16 protein-coding genes are annotated in these 14112 nt (G+C 66.3%); 6 read left to right on the forward strand and 10 right to left on the reverse strand.

The features are described from left to right. Window positions 1-65: 65 nt before the first annotated feature. From DB459_RS05320 to DB459_RS05345, 6 genes are all read right to left on the reverse strand, one after another. Window positions 66-773 carry an ABC transporter ATP-binding protein gene (locus tag DB459_RS05320; protein ID WP_371926868.1) on the reverse strand — a complete coding sequence of 236 codons (708 nt, stop codon included), beginning with the start codon at window positions 771-773 and terminating at the stop codon, window positions 66-68. Beyond that, the gene (locus DB459_RS05325) at window positions 763-1494 is read right to left on the reverse strand and encodes an ABC transporter ATP-binding protein (RefSeq protein WP_253711884.1); all 732 of its coding nucleotides are present in this window, start codon (window positions 1492-1494) and stop codon (window positions 763-765) included. Before DB459_RS05325 ends, DB459_RS05320 begins: the two co-directional genes overlap by 11 nt. Beyond that, the gene (locus DB459_RS05330) at window positions 1494-2480 is read right to left on the reverse strand and encodes a branched-chain amino acid ABC transporter permease (RefSeq protein WP_253711885.1); all 987 of its coding nucleotides are present in this window, start codon (window positions 2478-2480) and stop codon (window positions 1494-1496) included. The genes DB459_RS05325 and DB459_RS05330 overlap by 1 nt, the downstream gene beginning before the upstream one ends. Then, a complete protein-coding gene (locus tag DB459_RS05335; RefSeq protein ID WP_253711886.1) occupies window positions 2480-3361 on the reverse strand; it encodes a branched-chain amino acid ABC transporter permease in 882 nt (293 codons plus the stop codon). Before DB459_RS05335 ends, DB459_RS05330 begins: the two co-directional genes overlap by 1 nt. A gap of 164 nt (window positions 3362-3525) precedes the next feature. Then, window positions 3526-4767 carry an ABC transporter substrate-binding protein gene (locus DB459_RS05340; RefSeq protein WP_253711887.1) on the reverse strand — a complete coding sequence of 414 codons (1242 nt, stop codon included), beginning with the start codon at window positions 4765-4767 and terminating at the stop codon, window positions 3526-3528. A 53-nt stretch (window positions 4768-4820) separates the two neighbouring features. Next, on the reverse strand, window positions 4821-5627 hold the full coding sequence (locus tag DB459_RS05345) for a putative hydro-lyase (protein WP_253711888.1): 807 nt from the start codon (window positions 5625-5627) through the stop codon (window positions 4821-4823). A gap of 135 nt (window positions 5628-5762) precedes the next feature. On the opposite strand from DB459_RS05345, the gene DB459_RS05350 reads away from it, so the two are divergent. Continuing rightward, on the forward strand, window positions 5763-6662 hold the full coding sequence (locus tag DB459_RS05350) for a LysR family transcriptional regulator (RefSeq protein WP_253711889.1): 900 nt from the start codon (window positions 5763-5765) through the stop codon (window positions 6660-6662). Window positions 6663-6679: 17 nt separating this feature from the next. Here DB459_RS05350 and DB459_RS05355 read toward each other — a convergent pair whose 3' ends face one another. Further along, window positions 6680-7153 carry a MarR family winged helix-turn-helix transcriptional regulator gene (locus DB459_RS05355; protein WP_253711890.1) on the reverse strand — a complete coding sequence of 158 codons (474 nt, stop codon included), beginning with the start codon at window positions 7151-7153 and terminating at the stop codon, window positions 6680-6682. Window positions 7154-7267: 114 nt separating this feature from the next. Between DB459_RS05355 and DB459_RS05360 the strand changes: the two genes are divergently transcribed. The 5 genes from DB459_RS05360 (at window position 7268) to DB459_RS05380 (ending at window position 11668) form a co-directional block, all read left to right on the forward strand. Beyond that, window positions 7268-7693, forward strand: a complete 426-nt coding sequence (locus DB459_RS05360) for an organic hydroperoxide resistance protein (RefSeq protein ID WP_253711891.1) — start codon at window positions 7268-7270, stop codon at window positions 7691-7693. Between the two features lie 125 nt (window positions 7694-7818). After that, a complete protein-coding gene (locus tag DB459_RS05365; RefSeq protein ID WP_253711892.1) occupies window positions 7819-8820 on the forward strand; it encodes an NADP-dependent oxidoreductase in 1002 nt (333 codons plus the stop codon). Window positions 8821-9019: 199 nt separating this feature from the next. Further along, window positions 9020-10210 carry a GGDEF domain-containing protein gene (locus DB459_RS05370; protein ID WP_253711893.1) on the forward strand — a complete coding sequence of 397 codons (1191 nt, stop codon included), beginning with the start codon at window positions 9020-9022 and terminating at the stop codon, window positions 10208-10210. 61 nt (window positions 10211-10271) lie between these two features. Further along, window positions 10272-10547, forward strand: a complete 276-nt coding sequence (locus DB459_RS05375; protein ID WP_253711894.1) for a metal/formaldehyde-sensitive transcriptional repressor — start codon at window positions 10272-10274, stop codon at window positions 10545-10547. Window positions 10548-10552: 5 nt separating this feature from the next. Then, window positions 10553-11668 carry a nickel/cobalt efflux transporter gene (locus DB459_RS05380; RefSeq protein ID WP_253711895.1) on the forward strand — a complete coding sequence of 372 codons (1116 nt, stop codon included), beginning with the start codon at window positions 10553-10555 and terminating at the stop codon, window positions 11666-11668. A 6-nt stretch (window positions 11669-11674) separates the two neighbouring features. Here the strand turns inward: DB459_RS05380 and DB459_RS05385 are convergent, their stop codons facing one another. The 3 genes from DB459_RS05385 to DB459_RS05395 all read right to left on the reverse strand — a co-directional run bounded on the left by DB459_RS05385 (window position 11675) and on the right by DB459_RS05395 (window position 14111). Further along, on the reverse strand, window positions 11675-12286 hold the full coding sequence (locus tag DB459_RS05385) for a pyridoxamine 5'-phosphate oxidase family protein (RefSeq protein ID WP_253711896.1): 612 nt from the start codon (window positions 12284-12286) through the stop codon (window positions 11675-11677). A gap of 89 nt (window positions 12287-12375) precedes the next feature. Further along, window positions 12376-12951, reverse strand: a complete 576-nt coding sequence (phnN, locus tag DB459_RS05390) for a phosphonate metabolism protein/1,5-bisphosphokinase (PRPP-forming) PhnN (RefSeq protein ID WP_253711897.1) — start codon at window positions 12949-12951, stop codon at window positions 12376-12378. Beyond that, window positions 12948-14111: an alpha-D-ribose 1-methylphosphonate 5-triphosphate diphosphatase gene (locus DB459_RS05395; RefSeq protein ID WP_253711898.1), complete on the reverse strand. Its 1164-nt coding sequence runs from the start codon at window positions 14109-14111 to the stop codon at window positions 12948-12950. The genes phnN and DB459_RS05395 overlap by 4 nt, the downstream gene beginning before the upstream one ends. Between the last annotated feature and the right edge of the window lies 1 nt (window position 14112).

Genomic DNA, 14112 nt, shown 5'->3' on the forward strand with positions numbered 1-14112 from the left:
GCAGCCGCACGCCATGCTGGCCGAACGCGAAAGTTTCGTGTGTTTCGTCGCGACGGTCCGCCCGGCTACATGCCGAGATAGATCCGCCTCACCTCCGGGTTGTCGCGAATCTCGGCCGCCTTGCCGCTCATGACGATGCTGCCGGTCTGCAGCACATAGGCACGGTCGGAAATCTCCAGGCTCTCGGACAGGCGCTGCTCGACCAGCAGCACGGTGACGCCGGTATCGCGGATCTTCTGCACGGCAATGAAGATCTCGTCGACCAGCTTGGGCATGATGCCCTGGGAGGGTTCGTCGAGCATCAACAGCCGCGGCCGGGTCATCAGCGCCCGCGCGATCGCCAGCATCTGCTGTTCGCCGCCCGACAGCGTGCCGGCGCGCTGGGCGAGGCGCTCCTTCAGCCGAGGGAACAGGTTGAAGACGAAGTCGAGCGGCGCGTCGCGGTCGCTCTGGCCGCGGAACAGGTAGCTGCCGAGGCGCAGGTTGTCGGCGACCGAAAGGCGCGGAAACAGCCGCTTGTTCTCCGGCACGTAAGCGAGGCCGCGAGCCGTGATCTGATGGGCGGCAACCGCTTCGATACGCTGGCCGGAGAAGGTCACGGTGCCAGCGCGCGGCTTCTCCATCCCCGCGATGGATTTGAGCAGCGTCGATTTGCCGGCGCCGTTGGCGCCGGCGACGGTGACGATCTCGTTGGCGGCGACACCGAGCGAGACGTCGGAAATGGCGACCAGGCCGCGATAGGCAGTGGTGAGACCAAAAACCTCAAGCAGCACGGTGGCGGTCTCCGAGATAGGCGGCGATGACGTCCTCGTTGCGCACCACCTCGCGCGGATGGCCTTCGGCCAGCACCTTGCCGAGATTGAGCACGACGGCGCGGTCGACCAGCGGCATCACCACCTCCATCACATGCTCGACCATCACCACCGTAATGCCGCTGTCGCGGATGCGGCGGACGAGCTCGGCGCCGGCGCGGGATTCGCTCGGCGTCAGGCCAGTGAGAACTTCGTCGAGGAGCAGAAGCTTCGGCCCGGTGGCGAGGGCTCGGGCAACCTCGAGCCGGCGCTTTTGCGGCGGCGTCAGGTCGCCGGCGGAAACATTGGCGACGTCGATCAGGCCGACGTAGTCGAGCACCTCGATGGCGCGGGCGCGGGCCTCGGCGGCGCGGGGGAAACGCACGAAGGCACCGACGATGACGTTCTCCACCACGCTCATGGAGTCGAAGGAGCGCGGCACCTGGTAGGTCCGCGCGATGCCGAGCTTGCAACGTTCGGCCGCCGGCAGCGCGGTGATGTCGCGGCCCTCGAAGCCGATGGTGCCAGCCGACGGCGGGAAGGCGCCGGCGATCAGGTTGAACAGCGTCGACTTGCCGGCGCCGTTCGGCCCGATCAGGCCGAGAATCTCGCCGCGTCCGATGGTCATGTCGATGGCGTCGTTGGCGACGAGACCGCCGAAGTGGCGGGTGACGCCGCGACAGGCGACCAGACTCTCGCTCATCACGCCGCCCTCCGCTTGGCTTCGAACACGCTGAGGATGCCTTCGGGACGGGTCAGCGACACCACCATGATGAGCAGGCCATAGACCGCGAGATCGAGGCCTGAGCCGGTGCCGCCCATATAGGAGCGCGTCAGCTCGGCCAGCGGGATCAGGATCAGCGCGCCGACCGCGGGGCCCCACAGCGAATTGATGCCGCCGAGCACGGCCGGAAGCGCCATCAGCAGGGAGAAGCGGAACTGCATCACGCTTTCCGGATCGATATAGGAGACGAATGCCGCATAGAAGCCGCCACCGATGGCGGTGAAGAAGGCCGAAACGCCGGCCGCCGCCATCTTGGAATGGAAGACCGTGACACCGAGGCTCTCGGCGGCCTCGGGGTTGTCCTTGACCGCCCGCCACCAATAGCCCCAGCGCGATTCGACGATCAGGTAGGTGACGATCCAGACCACCGCGGCAAGGCCGAGCACGAAATAGAAGTACGGCGCCTTGTCGCGGGCGAATTGCAGCGTCCACCAGCTGTCGCGGCCGAATGGCCACTGGATGCCCAGCGCGGCGCCGGCATAATCCCAGTTGTGGACCAGCAACAGCCCGATTTCAGCGATGACGATGGTGGCGATGGAGAAGTAATGCCCCTTGAGGCGGAAACAGGGATAGCCGAGCGCCAGCGCGACGAGCGCCGCCAACAGGCCGCCGCCGGCGAGGCCGATCCAGGGCATGATACCGAATTTGACGAACAGGATGCTGGTGGCATAGGCGCCGATGCCGAAATAGAGCGCGTGGCCGAGCGAGACCTGGCCGCAATAGCCCCCGAGAATATTCCAGCTCTGCGACAGCGCGGCAAACAGCACCGTCAGGATCAGGACGTTCATCATATAGACGTCGGAAATCAGCTTCGGCAGCGCCGCCAGCACGACGAAAACCACGGCGGCGACGATGAGCTGGCGGCGACGGGCGGCGAGATGACCGGCGACGGGAGAGGATTTCATCACAGTCTCCCGAACAGGCCGCTCGGCCGGACGAACAGGACGCCGAGATAGAGCGCGTAGATGCCCACGGACTTGAGCGCCGGCGGCAGGATCAACGTGGTCAGCGCCTCGACCAGGCCGACGATGACGCCCGCGGCGAGCGCGCCGAAGATGCTGCCGAAGCCGCCGAGCGCCACGGTGACATAGGCGATCATCGCGAAGGGGCCGCCGACATTGGGATGGACATAATAGAAGATCGCGAGTACGGCGCCGGCGAGCCCGACCAGCGCCGCACCGAGACCCCAGCCGAGGGCGAAGACGCGATTGCGGTCGATACCGACGAGAGCGACCGCCCCCTGGTCCTCGCGCGTCGCCTCCAGCGCCTTGCCGAAATCGGTGCGGGTGATCAGGAGGAAGAGGCCGCCGAAGGTCAGCAGCGAGATGACGCCGCCGAAGATCTGCGGCCAGGGCAGGAAGACGCCGCCGAGGTCGAGCGTCCTGCCGCCGAGCCAGGAGTGCGAGATGCTGCGGAAATCCGGGGTGAAGATATATTGCGCCACGCCCTGGATCAGGATGGCGAGACCGAAGGTGGCGAAGATCTGCACCATGCCCTGGTTGGTCCTGGCCCGCATGGCGTAGCGCACCACCCCGGCATAGGCGGACACCCCCACCGCGAACATGATGGCGACCACCAGCGGCGCCATCAGGATCGGATCGAGCGTCGTCGCCGTCACGAGGCCGAAGGTGGCGTACATGGCGAGCATCAGGAATTCGCCATGAGCAAAATTGACGACGTCCATCAGTCCGAAGATCAGCGACAGGCCGACCGCGATCAGGGCGTAGAGCAGCCCCATCAACAGTCCGCTCGCCAGAACCTGCAGCAAGGCCTGCGTACTGGGCATATGCAACATCCATCGGGCCGGCGCCGCGCGCCGGCAATCGGAAACACAACAATGGTCCGGCGGGCGCCGGCGGTACCCGCTAGTGTGGCGTCTCGCAATTGCCTACGACAGACTGGCCGCAAAGGCGGTAGGCAATTGCGAGACGCCGCACTAGATTGCGGGGATCAGGCGTTCATCGGCCAGAGCGGCTCGGACACCGCCACCGCGGCGGGATAGACCGTGACGAACTTGCCGCCGATGTACTGGATCAGCACCGGATCGGCGTCGGCGTTCTGGCCATCGGGGCCGAACTTGACGCGCTTCCACGGCATGATGGTGCGCTCGCCGGGGATGTCGGTCTCGGCGAGGGCAGCACGGACCTTTTCGCCGTCGGTCGACTTGGCCCGGTCGATCGCGTCGGCCAGCACCAGGATCGACATCAGCTGGCGCGAGGTGTTGTCATTGAGATCGCGGCCGGCTCTCGCCTTGAACATCTCGTTGACCTTGAGGATCGAGGGCCGCTTCTGCGCCATGTCGAGGGAGAAGCTGGCGCGCGACAACAGCCCGATCGACTTGTCGCCGACCGCATCGAAATAGGCCTTGTCGGCGAAGCCGGCGGCCTGGGCCACGATATTCTTCGGCTTGTAGCCGAGTTCGTCCATGGTCTTGACGAGCAGGATCGCGTCGGTGGTGTAGCTCGACGGCAGCAGCACGTCGGGATTGGCGCTCTTGAGCTGCTGAACCTCGGCGGTCAGCGACGGCGAGTTCGACTTGTATTTGATGTCGGCGACCACCTTGTAGCCGCGCTCGCCGGCGAGCTTGCGCTGGATATTGGAGGAATCCGTGCCGAAGATGGTGTCCTCGAAGAACAGGCCGACGCTTTCGATCTTCTTGCCGGCCTTGCGCTGGGCGTCGAGGAAATCGAACATCGCCACCGAGAACATCTCGTCGTGGGCCGCCGGGCGGAAGAAGAATTTCAGGCCGCGGGTATGCAGCGTCGGCGATGAGGAATCGGCGGCGACATAGGGAACACCATAGCGCTCACAGGCGACACTGGCAGTGCTCGACACCGAGGAATGGAAGGCGCCGGCGATCGCCACCACCTTGTCCTGGGTGATCAGTCGTTCGGCTTCGGCACGACCCTTCTGCGGATCGCCCTGGTGATCGGCAAAGATCAGCTTGATCCTGGCATTGCCGAGCCCGGCGATACCGGCGTTCTTCGCCGCGATCAGATCGAGGTCATGGGCGTTGTTGACGATGTCGACCGCGGTTTCCAGCGCATGCTTTGCATCGGCGCCGACCTGGGCGCTGGCGCCGGTGAAGGGCCACAATGCACCGATCGCAATCTCGCCGCCCGACTGGGCGAAGGCCCTGGTCCCGAGCAGGGACAAGGCGGCACCGGACAACAGCACTTCGCGACGGTTCATCGAGGTAGCTCCCAAGGTTTGACGGCGCCGCGGCGCGGCGGCCGTCGGCGGCTTCATTGAATGGCGAGTTCGCTGTTGCGCCGGTCGGTGACGAGCATCGCGCCCGGCGCGTGGGTGATGGCGAATTCGGGTTTCGATTCGAGAATGACCGACTGAGGGGTGACTCCGCACGCCCAAAATACCGGCACTTCGCCCGGCGCGATGCTCACCGCGTCGCCATAGTCGGGCCTGGCGATGTCGGCGATGCCGATCTGCGACGGATCGCCGAAATGCACCGGCGCGCCATGCACCGAAGGAAAACGCGTGGTGATCTGGATGGCGCGAATGGCGCCCGCCGGCGTGAAGGGACGCATCGATACCACCATCGGACCGGCGAAGGGGCCGGCCGGCACGCAGGCTCTGTTGGTGCGATACATCGGCACGTTGCGGCCCTCCTCGATGTGACGGATGCCGAGCCCGTCGGCCATCAGCGCCTCCTCGAAGGAGAAGGAGCAGCCGATCACGAAGGCGACGAGATCGTCGCGCCAGTGCGCCATGATGTCGGTCCGCTCCTCGACGAGTTCGCCGTGACGCCAGACCCGATAGCGCGGCAGATCGGTGCGGATATCGAGGTCGAGACCGAGAGAGGCAATGCGCGGATCGCCGACCTCGGACATGCCGATGACCGGGCACGGCTTGGGATTGAGCTGGCAGAAGCGATGGAAGGCGGCGGCAAGCCGCTCAGGCAGGATGGCCAGATTCCCCTGGACATAGCCGTTGGCGATGTTGGCGGTGGGACCGGTGATCTGCCCGGCGCGGCAGGCGAGCCGGGCCTCCCGGCTCGGCAGCGGCTCGGATCGGGACGACGCGCTCGCGGTCATCGGCACCCCTGTTCTCTGAATGGCCGGCTTTGGAGCATTGATTTCTGTCGACAGTGCACCACCGCGGAATGATAATGTCTAATCGTCTTTTTGGATCAATCTTGATAACCCATACTTATCGCCACCCGGCCGGCCATGATCGACTTCCGGAATATCGAGACCTTCGTCTGGGTGGTGACACTGGGCAGCTTCCGGGGCGCCGCACTGAAGCTGAACACCACCCAGCCGGCGATTTCCCAGCGCATTGCCCAGCTGGAAGTCGACATGGGGGTGAAGCTGCTGCAGCGGGACAGCCGCTCGGTGCTGCCGACCCCGGGCGGGCGGCAGATGTTGGCCTATGCGGAAAAGCTGCTCGGCCTGCGCGCCGAAATGCTGGCCGCCGTGCGCGATCGCTCGGCCATGCGCGGCGTGTTGCGGCTCGGCGTCGCGGAAACCATCGTCCACACCTGGCTGTCTCGCCTCGTCAAGCAGGTGAACACCGCCTACCCCAATCTGTCGCTGGAAATCGAGGTCGACATCACGCCCAACCTGCGCTCGCGCCTGCTCGCCCACGAGATCGACCTCGCCCTCCTGCTCGGCCCGATCACCGCGCCTTCGGTGCGCAACCGCGTGCTGTGCGACTATCCCAATGCCTTTGTCGCCAGCCCTTCGCTGCAGCTCGGCGACCGCACGCTGACGGCCCAGGATCTCGCGCAGTTCGCAATCATCACCTTTCCGCGCAAGACCCAGCCTTATGAGCTGATCCGTTCGCTGTTCAACCGCCCCGACCTGCCCTCGGTGCGGTTGCATGCCAGCGCGTCGCTGGCCACCGTCATCCACATGGCGATCGAGGGACTCGGCATCGCCGTGATCCCGAGCGCGATTGTCGCAAACGAGATCGCCGACGGCCGGCTGCAACTGCTCGACACTGAACTCGCCATCCCGGCGCTGACCTTCGCGGCAAGCTGGCTCGCTTCACCGGACGCCCTCGCGGTCGAGCTCGTGGCGCAGATGGCGGTCGAGCTGGCGCAGCAGGAGACCCAGCCGGGCCGCTGAGGGCTTTGGACGAGGCTTCAGGCCTCGCCAGCCTTGGCCGCCTCACGCAAATTCGCGGCGACGCGCTTGAGGCGGCCGCGCAGCGCGGCCACGGCGGCCACATCGAGCCCGCCGGCGCACATCAGCGCCGCCGGGATCCGCCGCGCCTCCTTCTGAAAGGCCCGGCCCTTTTCGGTCAGCGTGACGCGGACCGCGCGCTCGTCCTGTACATCGCGCCGCCGGACGATCCAGCCCGCCGCCTCCATGCGCTTGAGCATCGGCGTCAAAGTGCCGCTGTCGAGAAACAGCGGCTCGCCGAGCTGCTTCACGGTGCGGCCATCCACCTCCCACAATTCCAGCAGGACGAGATATTGCGGGTAGGTCAGGCCGACGGGATCGAGAAACGGCTTGTAGGCCTGGGCGAAGCTGTGGGCAGCGGCATAGACCGCGAAGCAGAGCTGGTTGTCGAGACGCAACTGCGGCGGAGTCGGCGTGCTGGCTTTGCGGGTCATGGGCATTCTTCCTCTCAACCGCGGCATCATCAGCCGGAACGGCTGGCTTGACAAGAAATAGACAGCAATTAGATTGCGCACAATCTAATTGCCGCAAACCTGAAAGGATCAGCCATGTCGCTCCAGAAAGTCGTCTATCGGGCCCATGCCACCGTTACCGGCGGCCGCGACGGACGCGCCGTATCGTCCGACAACGTGCTGGATCTCAAGCTCACGACGCCGAAGGAAATGGGCGGCGCCGGCGGCGTCGGCACCAACCCGGAGCAGCTGTTCGCGGCCGGCTATTCGGCCTGTTTTCTCGGCGCGCTGAAGTTCGTCGCCGGCCGCGCCAAGGTGGCGATCCCCGATACCACCACGGTCGAGGGCACCGTCGGCTTCGGACCGACGACAAGCGGTTTCGGCATCGAAGCCGAGTTGAAAGTCACCATCCCCGGGCTACCGCGCGAGCAGGCCGAAGCCCTGGTGAGCAAGGCCCACGAAGTCTGCCCCTATTCCAACGCGACCCGCAACAACATCGACGTCAGGCTTGTGATCGCCTGAGCGTCTCGGGTGGCGCCGGGCCTTGTGCAGGCCGGCGCCGCTCTGTAGTGGTCCGATGCTTGCGGCCCAAACTTTCCAACGACGCGACCGGCGATGGCTCGCGCGGATGTTCAGGAGGAACGCCCATGACCGAGACATTGAACCGACAGATCCTGCTCGTCGAAAAGCCGGCCGGCAAGCTCGGGCCGGAGCATTTCCGCCTGACGCAGACGGCGATCCCGCAACCAGCGGACGGCGAGGTTCTGCTGCGGGTGCGCTGCATCTCTTTGGACGCCGCCAATCGCGCCTGGATGCACGGCGCCACCTACCGCTCCGCGATCGAAACCAACAGTGTGATGGCCGGCGGCGCCCTCGCCGAGGTTGTCGAATCGAGAGCACCCGGCCTCGAGCCGGGAGACCTCGTGTTCGGCGACACCGGCTGGCAGGACTACGCCGCCGTGCCGGCAAAGCACCTCGTCAAGCTGCCACGGATCGAGCCGCTGACCTATCTGCTGAGCGTCTATGGGATCGCCGGACTGACCGCCTATTTCGGCCTGCTCAAGATCGGACGCCCCAAGGCGGGCGAGACCGTGGTGGTTTCCGCCGCGGCGGGTTCGGTCGGCTCGATCGTCGGCCAGATCGCCAAGATCAAGGATTGCCGCGTCGTCGGCATCGCCGGCGGCACGGACAAATGCCATTGGCTGACCAGCGAACTCGGCTTCGACGCAGCCGTCGATTACAAGGCCGGCCCGGTGTTCAAGCCGCTCAAGGCCGCGGCGCCGAACGGCATCGACGTCTATTTTGACAATGTCGGCGGCGACATTCTCGAAGCCTGCCTCGCCCAGATGAACCTGTTCGGGCGCATCGCCTGCTGCGGCGCGATTTCCCAGTATGACGGCGCGCCCGCCGCCCACGGTCCGCGCGGCGTGCCGGGGCTGATCGTGGTCAAGCGCCTCACCATGCAGGGCTTCATCGTCATGGATTTCGACGACCAGCGCGCCGAGGCACTTGCCGATCTGCAGACCTGGGTGGCCTCCGGCCGCCTCAAGGTGCAGGAGGATATCGTGAACGGACTGGAAAACACCCCGCAGGCCCTGGTCGGCCTGCTCGCCGGCGAAAATCGCGGCAAGCGCATGGTGCAGCTCTGAGCCAGGCGTCGCGCCTACCGCCCTGCACCGATGACGCCGACAATCCGCGCCTTCGCCTTCATCAATAAGAAACCACGCCGGCCTTGGCCCTGGAACAGGTGAGGGATTCTTAAGCGCAGATCGCCAGATTTGCCGACGTCAATGGGGTGCACGCGTCCTTCCGGCAACAGCCGCGAGCGCGGCGTCAGGACGGCAGCGGATGAATTTGAGCGTTTCCACCATCCACATCGTGGTCTGGGCGAATTTCGTTTCGTTGCTGGTGGTGTGGAGCTATATCGCGCAGAGCTATCCCTCGTTCCAATCGGCCCGCTCCTGGCAGATTGGCACGCTGATCACCGCCATGGCCTGCAGCCTCGGCATGCTCCGCGGAGTCATACCTCCGTTCTTTCCTGTCGTCATCGGCAACGGCCTGATGATCATGGGCGTCTGCTTTCTTTGGGCCGGCGTACGTCAGTTCTACGGACGGCCGGCGCCGGTCAAGGCCAGCATCGTCCTTACCGCGGCAACGGCCAGCGTCCTCGCTCTCGATCTTTTCTTCCATGACAGCATCCCGCTGCGTCTGACCGTGTTCTCGATGGCCGAATCCTATGTGCTGATCGAGATCATCCGTGACCTGCGCAACCGCCCATCGCCACAGCGCAGCCCGGGCGCCAATCTCGTCGCGATCACGTGCGGCATTGTCACCGCGGTGCACGTGGCGCGTTCGGTGTTTGCCCTTCTGGATTTGGGCGGCCCGATCGAGCTCGTCCAATTCAATGCGCTGCAGGCGGTCGCCTTCCTGATGCTGGTGTTCGCCGGTTTGATGGCCAATTTCGGCCTCGTGCTGATGGCGATCGATCGCCTTCGCGGCGAAGTCGCGGCGCTGGCCCTGGCCGACGACCTCACCGGTATCGCCAACCGCCGCCAGTTCCTGGGCCGGCTCTCCGAAGCCTGCGCCCTTGCCGCGCGCACACCGGTGGCCTTCTCGCTGCTGGTGATCGACATCGACGATTTCAAGATCATCAACGACACCTACGGCCACGCTGCCGGCGACGAATGCCTGCGCGTCTTCACGCGCACGATCGCCGAACGGCTGCGTTCAACGGATCTCCTCGCCCGCTCCGGCGGCGACGAGTTCTGCGTGATCCTGCCGGCGACCCGCCTGACCGAGGCGGCGCTGCTGGCGCGCAATCTGGTCAAGGCTTGCCGCAAGGCGCAGGTCGAGTGGAAGGGGCAGCGAATTCCGATCACCACCAGCATCGGCATCGCCGAATGGTGTCCACGGATCGGCCGGGACATGGACCGGCTGATCAGCGAAGCCGACCAGGCGCTCTACGTCGCCAAGAAGCAGGGCCGCGACCGCCTCGCCGTGCACGAGTACGTCGTCGAGCGGCTACGCCAAACGGCGTAGCGCCCGCTCCAGCCGCCGCCGCTTGCTTGCTATATAGGGTACCCCCCTATATGATTGATTCATGCATACCATCAAGCAGAAGTCGCGCCTGCTGGCGCGGGTGCGCCGGATCCGCGGTCAGCTTGAAGCGGTGGAGCGCGGCCTCGAAGCCGAACTCGGCTGCGCCGATGTCCTGATGCTGGTCGCCTCGGTCCGCGGCGCCGTCAATGGCCTGACCGCCGAGCTCATCGAGGACCATATCCGCCATCATGTGGTCGATCCCGCCCGAGACAGCGATCGCGCCCGCGCCGAGGGCGCCGCCGAGCTGATCGAGGTGGTGCGGACCTATCTGAAATAGGCGCCATGACCGAATTGACCGCACTGCTGCAGCAGGGAGCAGCCCATGCCTGGTTGTTCGCGCCGACTGCGGTGCTGCTCGGCGCATTGCATGGGCTCGAGCCCGGCCATTCCAAGACCATGATGGCGGCCTTCATCATCGCCATCCGCGGCACCATCGCCCAGGCCGTGCTGCTCGGCCTCTCGGCTGCGCTCTCCCATACCGCGGTGGTGTGGACGATGGCGCTGGGCGGGCTCGCTTTCGGCCAGCATTGGGGCGGCGAGGCCGCCGAGCCGTATTTCCAGCTCGGCTCTGCGGTCGTCATTCTGGGCATCGCCGGCTGGATGACGTGGCGGACCTGGCGCGAACAGCACGAGGCGCACCACCATCACCATGACGACGTGAGGCCAATCTCCGCCACGGCGGGCCTGCTGACCCTGGCGATCATCGAGGACGGCGTGCCGCCGCGCTGGCGCCTGTGCGGCGAGACAGGCGTGCTACCGGCGGCCTCATCCGTGACTATCGAAACCCGGCGCGCCGACGGGGCGCGACAGACCTTCGCCATGGCCGCGCGCGGCGATCATCTGGAGAGCCTCGACATCATTCCCGAGCCGCACGCCTTCACCGCCCGGCTGCGCATCGACCGCGGCAGCACCACCGCCGAGAGCCACGACCTCGATTTCGCCGAGCACGATCCTTCAGCCCTCGATCTCGGCGAGGAGGACGACGCGCATGCCCGCGCCCATGCCGCCGAAATCCGCCGCCGCTTCGCCGGAGGGTCGATCACCACCGCGCAAATCATGCTGTTCGGCCTCACCGGTGGCCTCATCCCCTGCCCGGCCGCCATCACCGTACTGCTGCTCTGCATTCAGCTTCGCCAGCTCAGCCTCGGCTTCGCCCTGGTCATCTGCTTCGGTCTCGGCCTTGCCTTGACCATGGTCTCGGCCGGCGTGCTGGCGGCGCTCAGCCTCAAACATATCGCGGGCCGCTGGTCGGGATTTACGACTTTTGCCCGCCGGGCGCCCTACGTTTCGGCCGCGGTGATCGTGCTGGTCGGGCTCTATACCGGCTGGCTCGGCTGGCAGGGCCTCTCCCGCGCCGAAGCCCAGACCCTCGCCGCACCGCCGATCATGACCCGCTGAGCGGACCTACCACAGCGTCTGGCGCGCCCGCTCCGGCCAGGCGCGGTCGTAGTCGTCGCCACCGACGCGACTGCCGCTCATTTCGGCAAGGATCTGACCCGGCGTCGGCAGGCCGGATGGATCGACATGACGGGCCTTACTCCACAGCTCCGAACGAACGATGGCGCGTGCGCACTGGAAATAGAGTTCGGCGATGGTGAAAACGAGCACGCTGCGCGGCGACTTGCCTTCGACCGCGAAGCGCGCGAGCAGCTCCTGGTCGATCGAGAGATGAGCGTGGCCATTGGCGCGCAAGGTGGTGCCGGAGCCGGGGATCAGGAACAACAGCGCGCAACGTGGATCGCGGACGATGTTGCGCAGCGAATCGATCCGGTTGTTGCCGCGGCGATCCGGCAGCATCAGCGTCCTGTCGTCGTGGATATGAACGACGCCGCCCCTGTCGCCGCGCGGCGAGCAATCGAGGCCGTCGGGCCCGGCTGTGGCCAGCGCAACGAAAGGCGACGCCTCGATCAGGCGGCGATAGGACGGAGTGACGCGGCCGGCGACCTTGGCGGTCGAGGTCTCGCCGGTTTCGCCATAGATGGCTTCGAGCTGCTCGATCGAACTGATGACGGACAACGGACCGGCCTCCTCACACTCACTGAAACGAATGGGACGGAAACGAGCCGGGCTGAAGCCAACGGCTCACCTGCCGGATCGAGATCACATCAAGGATGGTAACAACTCCTGATCGCAGCAAGAAGTTCGCCGGTGTGGTGGTCCGCGGAACCGGTATTCTCGATGGTCACGTCGGGCACGATGGCACCGACGTCGCGACGCAGGCGATGGTCGATACTGCCGTCGCTGACGCGGCCTCGGGCCGCAAGCCTCGCCGCCAGCAGATCCGGTGGCGCGGTGACCAGCACGACCATGACGGCGATGCCCACCGTCCGGTAGCGCCGCCGCGCCTGCTCGACGATCCGCCGCGAGACATTGACGACGACGGTCCTCCCGGCGGCGAGATCATGGTCGATGGTCCGCGGCAGCGCGTAGCTCAAGCCGTGAGCCTGCCAGTCCAGCGCGTAGTCGCCACGCGCGCGCGCGGCGACGAATTCGGTCTCGCTGACCGTGTGGTTGGTTTCGTGAATGCTCGGCTCGCGGGTGACAATCCGTCGCGGGAAGACGATGCCCGGGTCGCTGCTGCATGCCACCGCGGCACGCGCGATCAGCGTATCCTTGCCGGCGCCGCTGGGACCGACGACGAGGACGAGGCGCCCGCCCGTGGTCACCGGCCGATCCGTCATGCTACCCGCGTCCCCTCGCGCCAGACCCCGCGCACCGCCGGCACGTCATGCGCCACATGGACGCGGATCAGATCGGCGCGCAGTCCGGGCGCGATTTCACCGCGATCGTCGAGCCCCACCGCCTGCGCCGGCCGACGCGTCACGGTCCGCACTGCGGCGGCGAGATCAATCCCGGGTACGTGGCGGGGTAACTGCAATGCGCCCATCAGCAGGCTCGAAGGGACATAATCCGACGACAGGATATCCAGCAGTCCGTCGCGGGCAAGGTCGACCGCGGCGATATTGCCGGAATGAGAACCGCCGCGCACCACGTTGGGCGCGCCCATCAGGATGGCGATGCCGGCATCGCGCAAGGCGCGCGCTGCCTCCAGGGTGGTGGGAAACTCCGCCACTGCGACGCCGTCGCGCAGCGCATCCTGCACGTTCTCCGCCGTGGTGTCGTCGTGGCTAGCCAGCGGCACGCCCCGGGCATGAGCAAGTGCGACGATCGCCCGCAGATTGGGTTCGGCATAGGCCTGCTGATAGGCCACGCGGCGGGCGAACATCACATCGAGTTCAGCGTCGGTCAGGCCACCGCTCTTGCCGCGGTAGTAGTCGCGCAGCTTGAGCTCGTCCCGGAACTGGCGCTGGCCGGGGGTATGGTCCATCAGCGACATCAGCCGGACATCCGGGCGATCGACCAGTTCCCTCGCTTCGTCGACCACGCTCGGCATCGGCACCTCGCAGCGCAGATGGAGATAGTGATCGGCGCGCAACAGCCCGGCCTCGCGGGCGGTGCTGATCGCGCTCGCGAGCACGCCTGCCTGCCCATCCGCATCGGGCGCTCCCTCCTCGCGCCAGACCCGCAGCGAATCCAGCACCGTGGTGATGCCCGAGGTGGCGAGCTGACCGTCGTAGGACACCACCGCGGCCACCGGATTCCAGAGCACCTTGGGTCGCGGCAGGTAATGCGACTCGAGATGATCGGTGTGCAGTTCGACGAGGCCCGGCATCACCAGGTCGCCGGCCATGTCCTCGCTGCCCGCCGGCGCCGCCCCTTCGCCGACCTCGACAATGCGGCCCTGCGCGATCGCCACCCAGCCGCGCGCGATCACGCGGTCCGCCAGCACCACCGTGGCATTGCCGATCACGGCTTCGGTCTTGTCTCGTCCGGCAGTCATC

The organism is Bradyrhizobium sp. WD16 (assembly GCF_024181725.1).
GTDB lineage: Bacteria > Pseudomonadota > Alphaproteobacteria > Rhizobiales > Xanthobacteraceae > Bradyrhizobium_A.

Bases quoted from the DNA above. Each gene is read 5' to 3' on its own strand.
- DB459_RS05325 (WP_253711884.1), bottom strand. From the start codon at position 1,494: ATGAGCGAGAGTCTGGTCGCCTGTCGCGGCGTCACCCGCCACTTCGGC.
- DB459_RS05330 (WP_253711885.1), bottom strand. From the start codon at position 2,480: ATGAAATCCTCTCCCGTCGCCGGTCATCTCGCCGCCCGTCGCCGCCAG.
- DB459_RS05335 (WP_253711886.1), bottom strand. From the start codon at position 3,361: ATGCCCAGTACGCAGGCCTTGCTGCAGGTTCTGGCGAGCGGACTGTTG.
- DB459_RS05340 (WP_253711887.1), bottom strand. From the start codon at position 4,767: ATGAACCGTCGCGAAGTGCTGTTGTCCGGTGCCGCCTTGTCCCTGCTC.
- DB459_RS05345 (WP_253711888.1), bottom strand. From the start codon at position 5,627: ATGACCGCGAGCGCGTCGTCCCGATCCGAGCCGCTGCCGAGCCGGGAG.
- DB459_RS05350 (WP_253711889.1), top strand. From the start codon at position 5,763: ATGATCGACTTCCGGAATATCGAGACCTTCGTCTGGGTGGTGACACTG.
- DB459_RS05355 (WP_253711890.1), bottom strand. From the start codon at position 7,153: ATGACCCGCAAAGCCAGCACGCCGACTCCGCCGCAGTTGCGTCTCGAC.
- DB459_RS05360 (WP_253711891.1), top strand. From the start codon at position 7,268: ATGTCGCTCCAGAAAGTCGTCTATCGGGCCCATGCCACCGTTACCGGC.
- DB459_RS05365 (WP_253711892.1), top strand. From the start codon at position 7,819: ATGACCGAGACATTGAACCGACAGATCCTGCTCGTCGAAAAGCCGGCC.
- DB459_RS05370 (WP_253711893.1), top strand. From the start codon at position 9,020: ATGAATTTGAGCGTTTCCACCATCCACATCGTGGTCTGGGCGAATTTC.
- DB459_RS05375 (WP_253711894.1), top strand. From the start codon at position 10,272: ATGCATACCATCAAGCAGAAGTCGCGCCTGCTGGCGCGGGTGCGCCGG.
- DB459_RS05380 (WP_253711895.1), top strand. From the start codon at position 10,553: ATGACCGAATTGACCGCACTGCTGCAGCAGGGAGCAGCCCATGCCTGG.
- phnN (WP_253711897.1), bottom strand. From the start codon at position 12,951: ATGACGGATCGGCCGGTGACCACGGGCGGGCGCCTCGTCCTCGTCGTC.
- DB459_RS05395 (WP_253711898.1), bottom strand. From the start codon at position 14,111: ATGACTGCCGGACGAGACAAGACCGAAGCCGTGATCGGCAATGCCACG.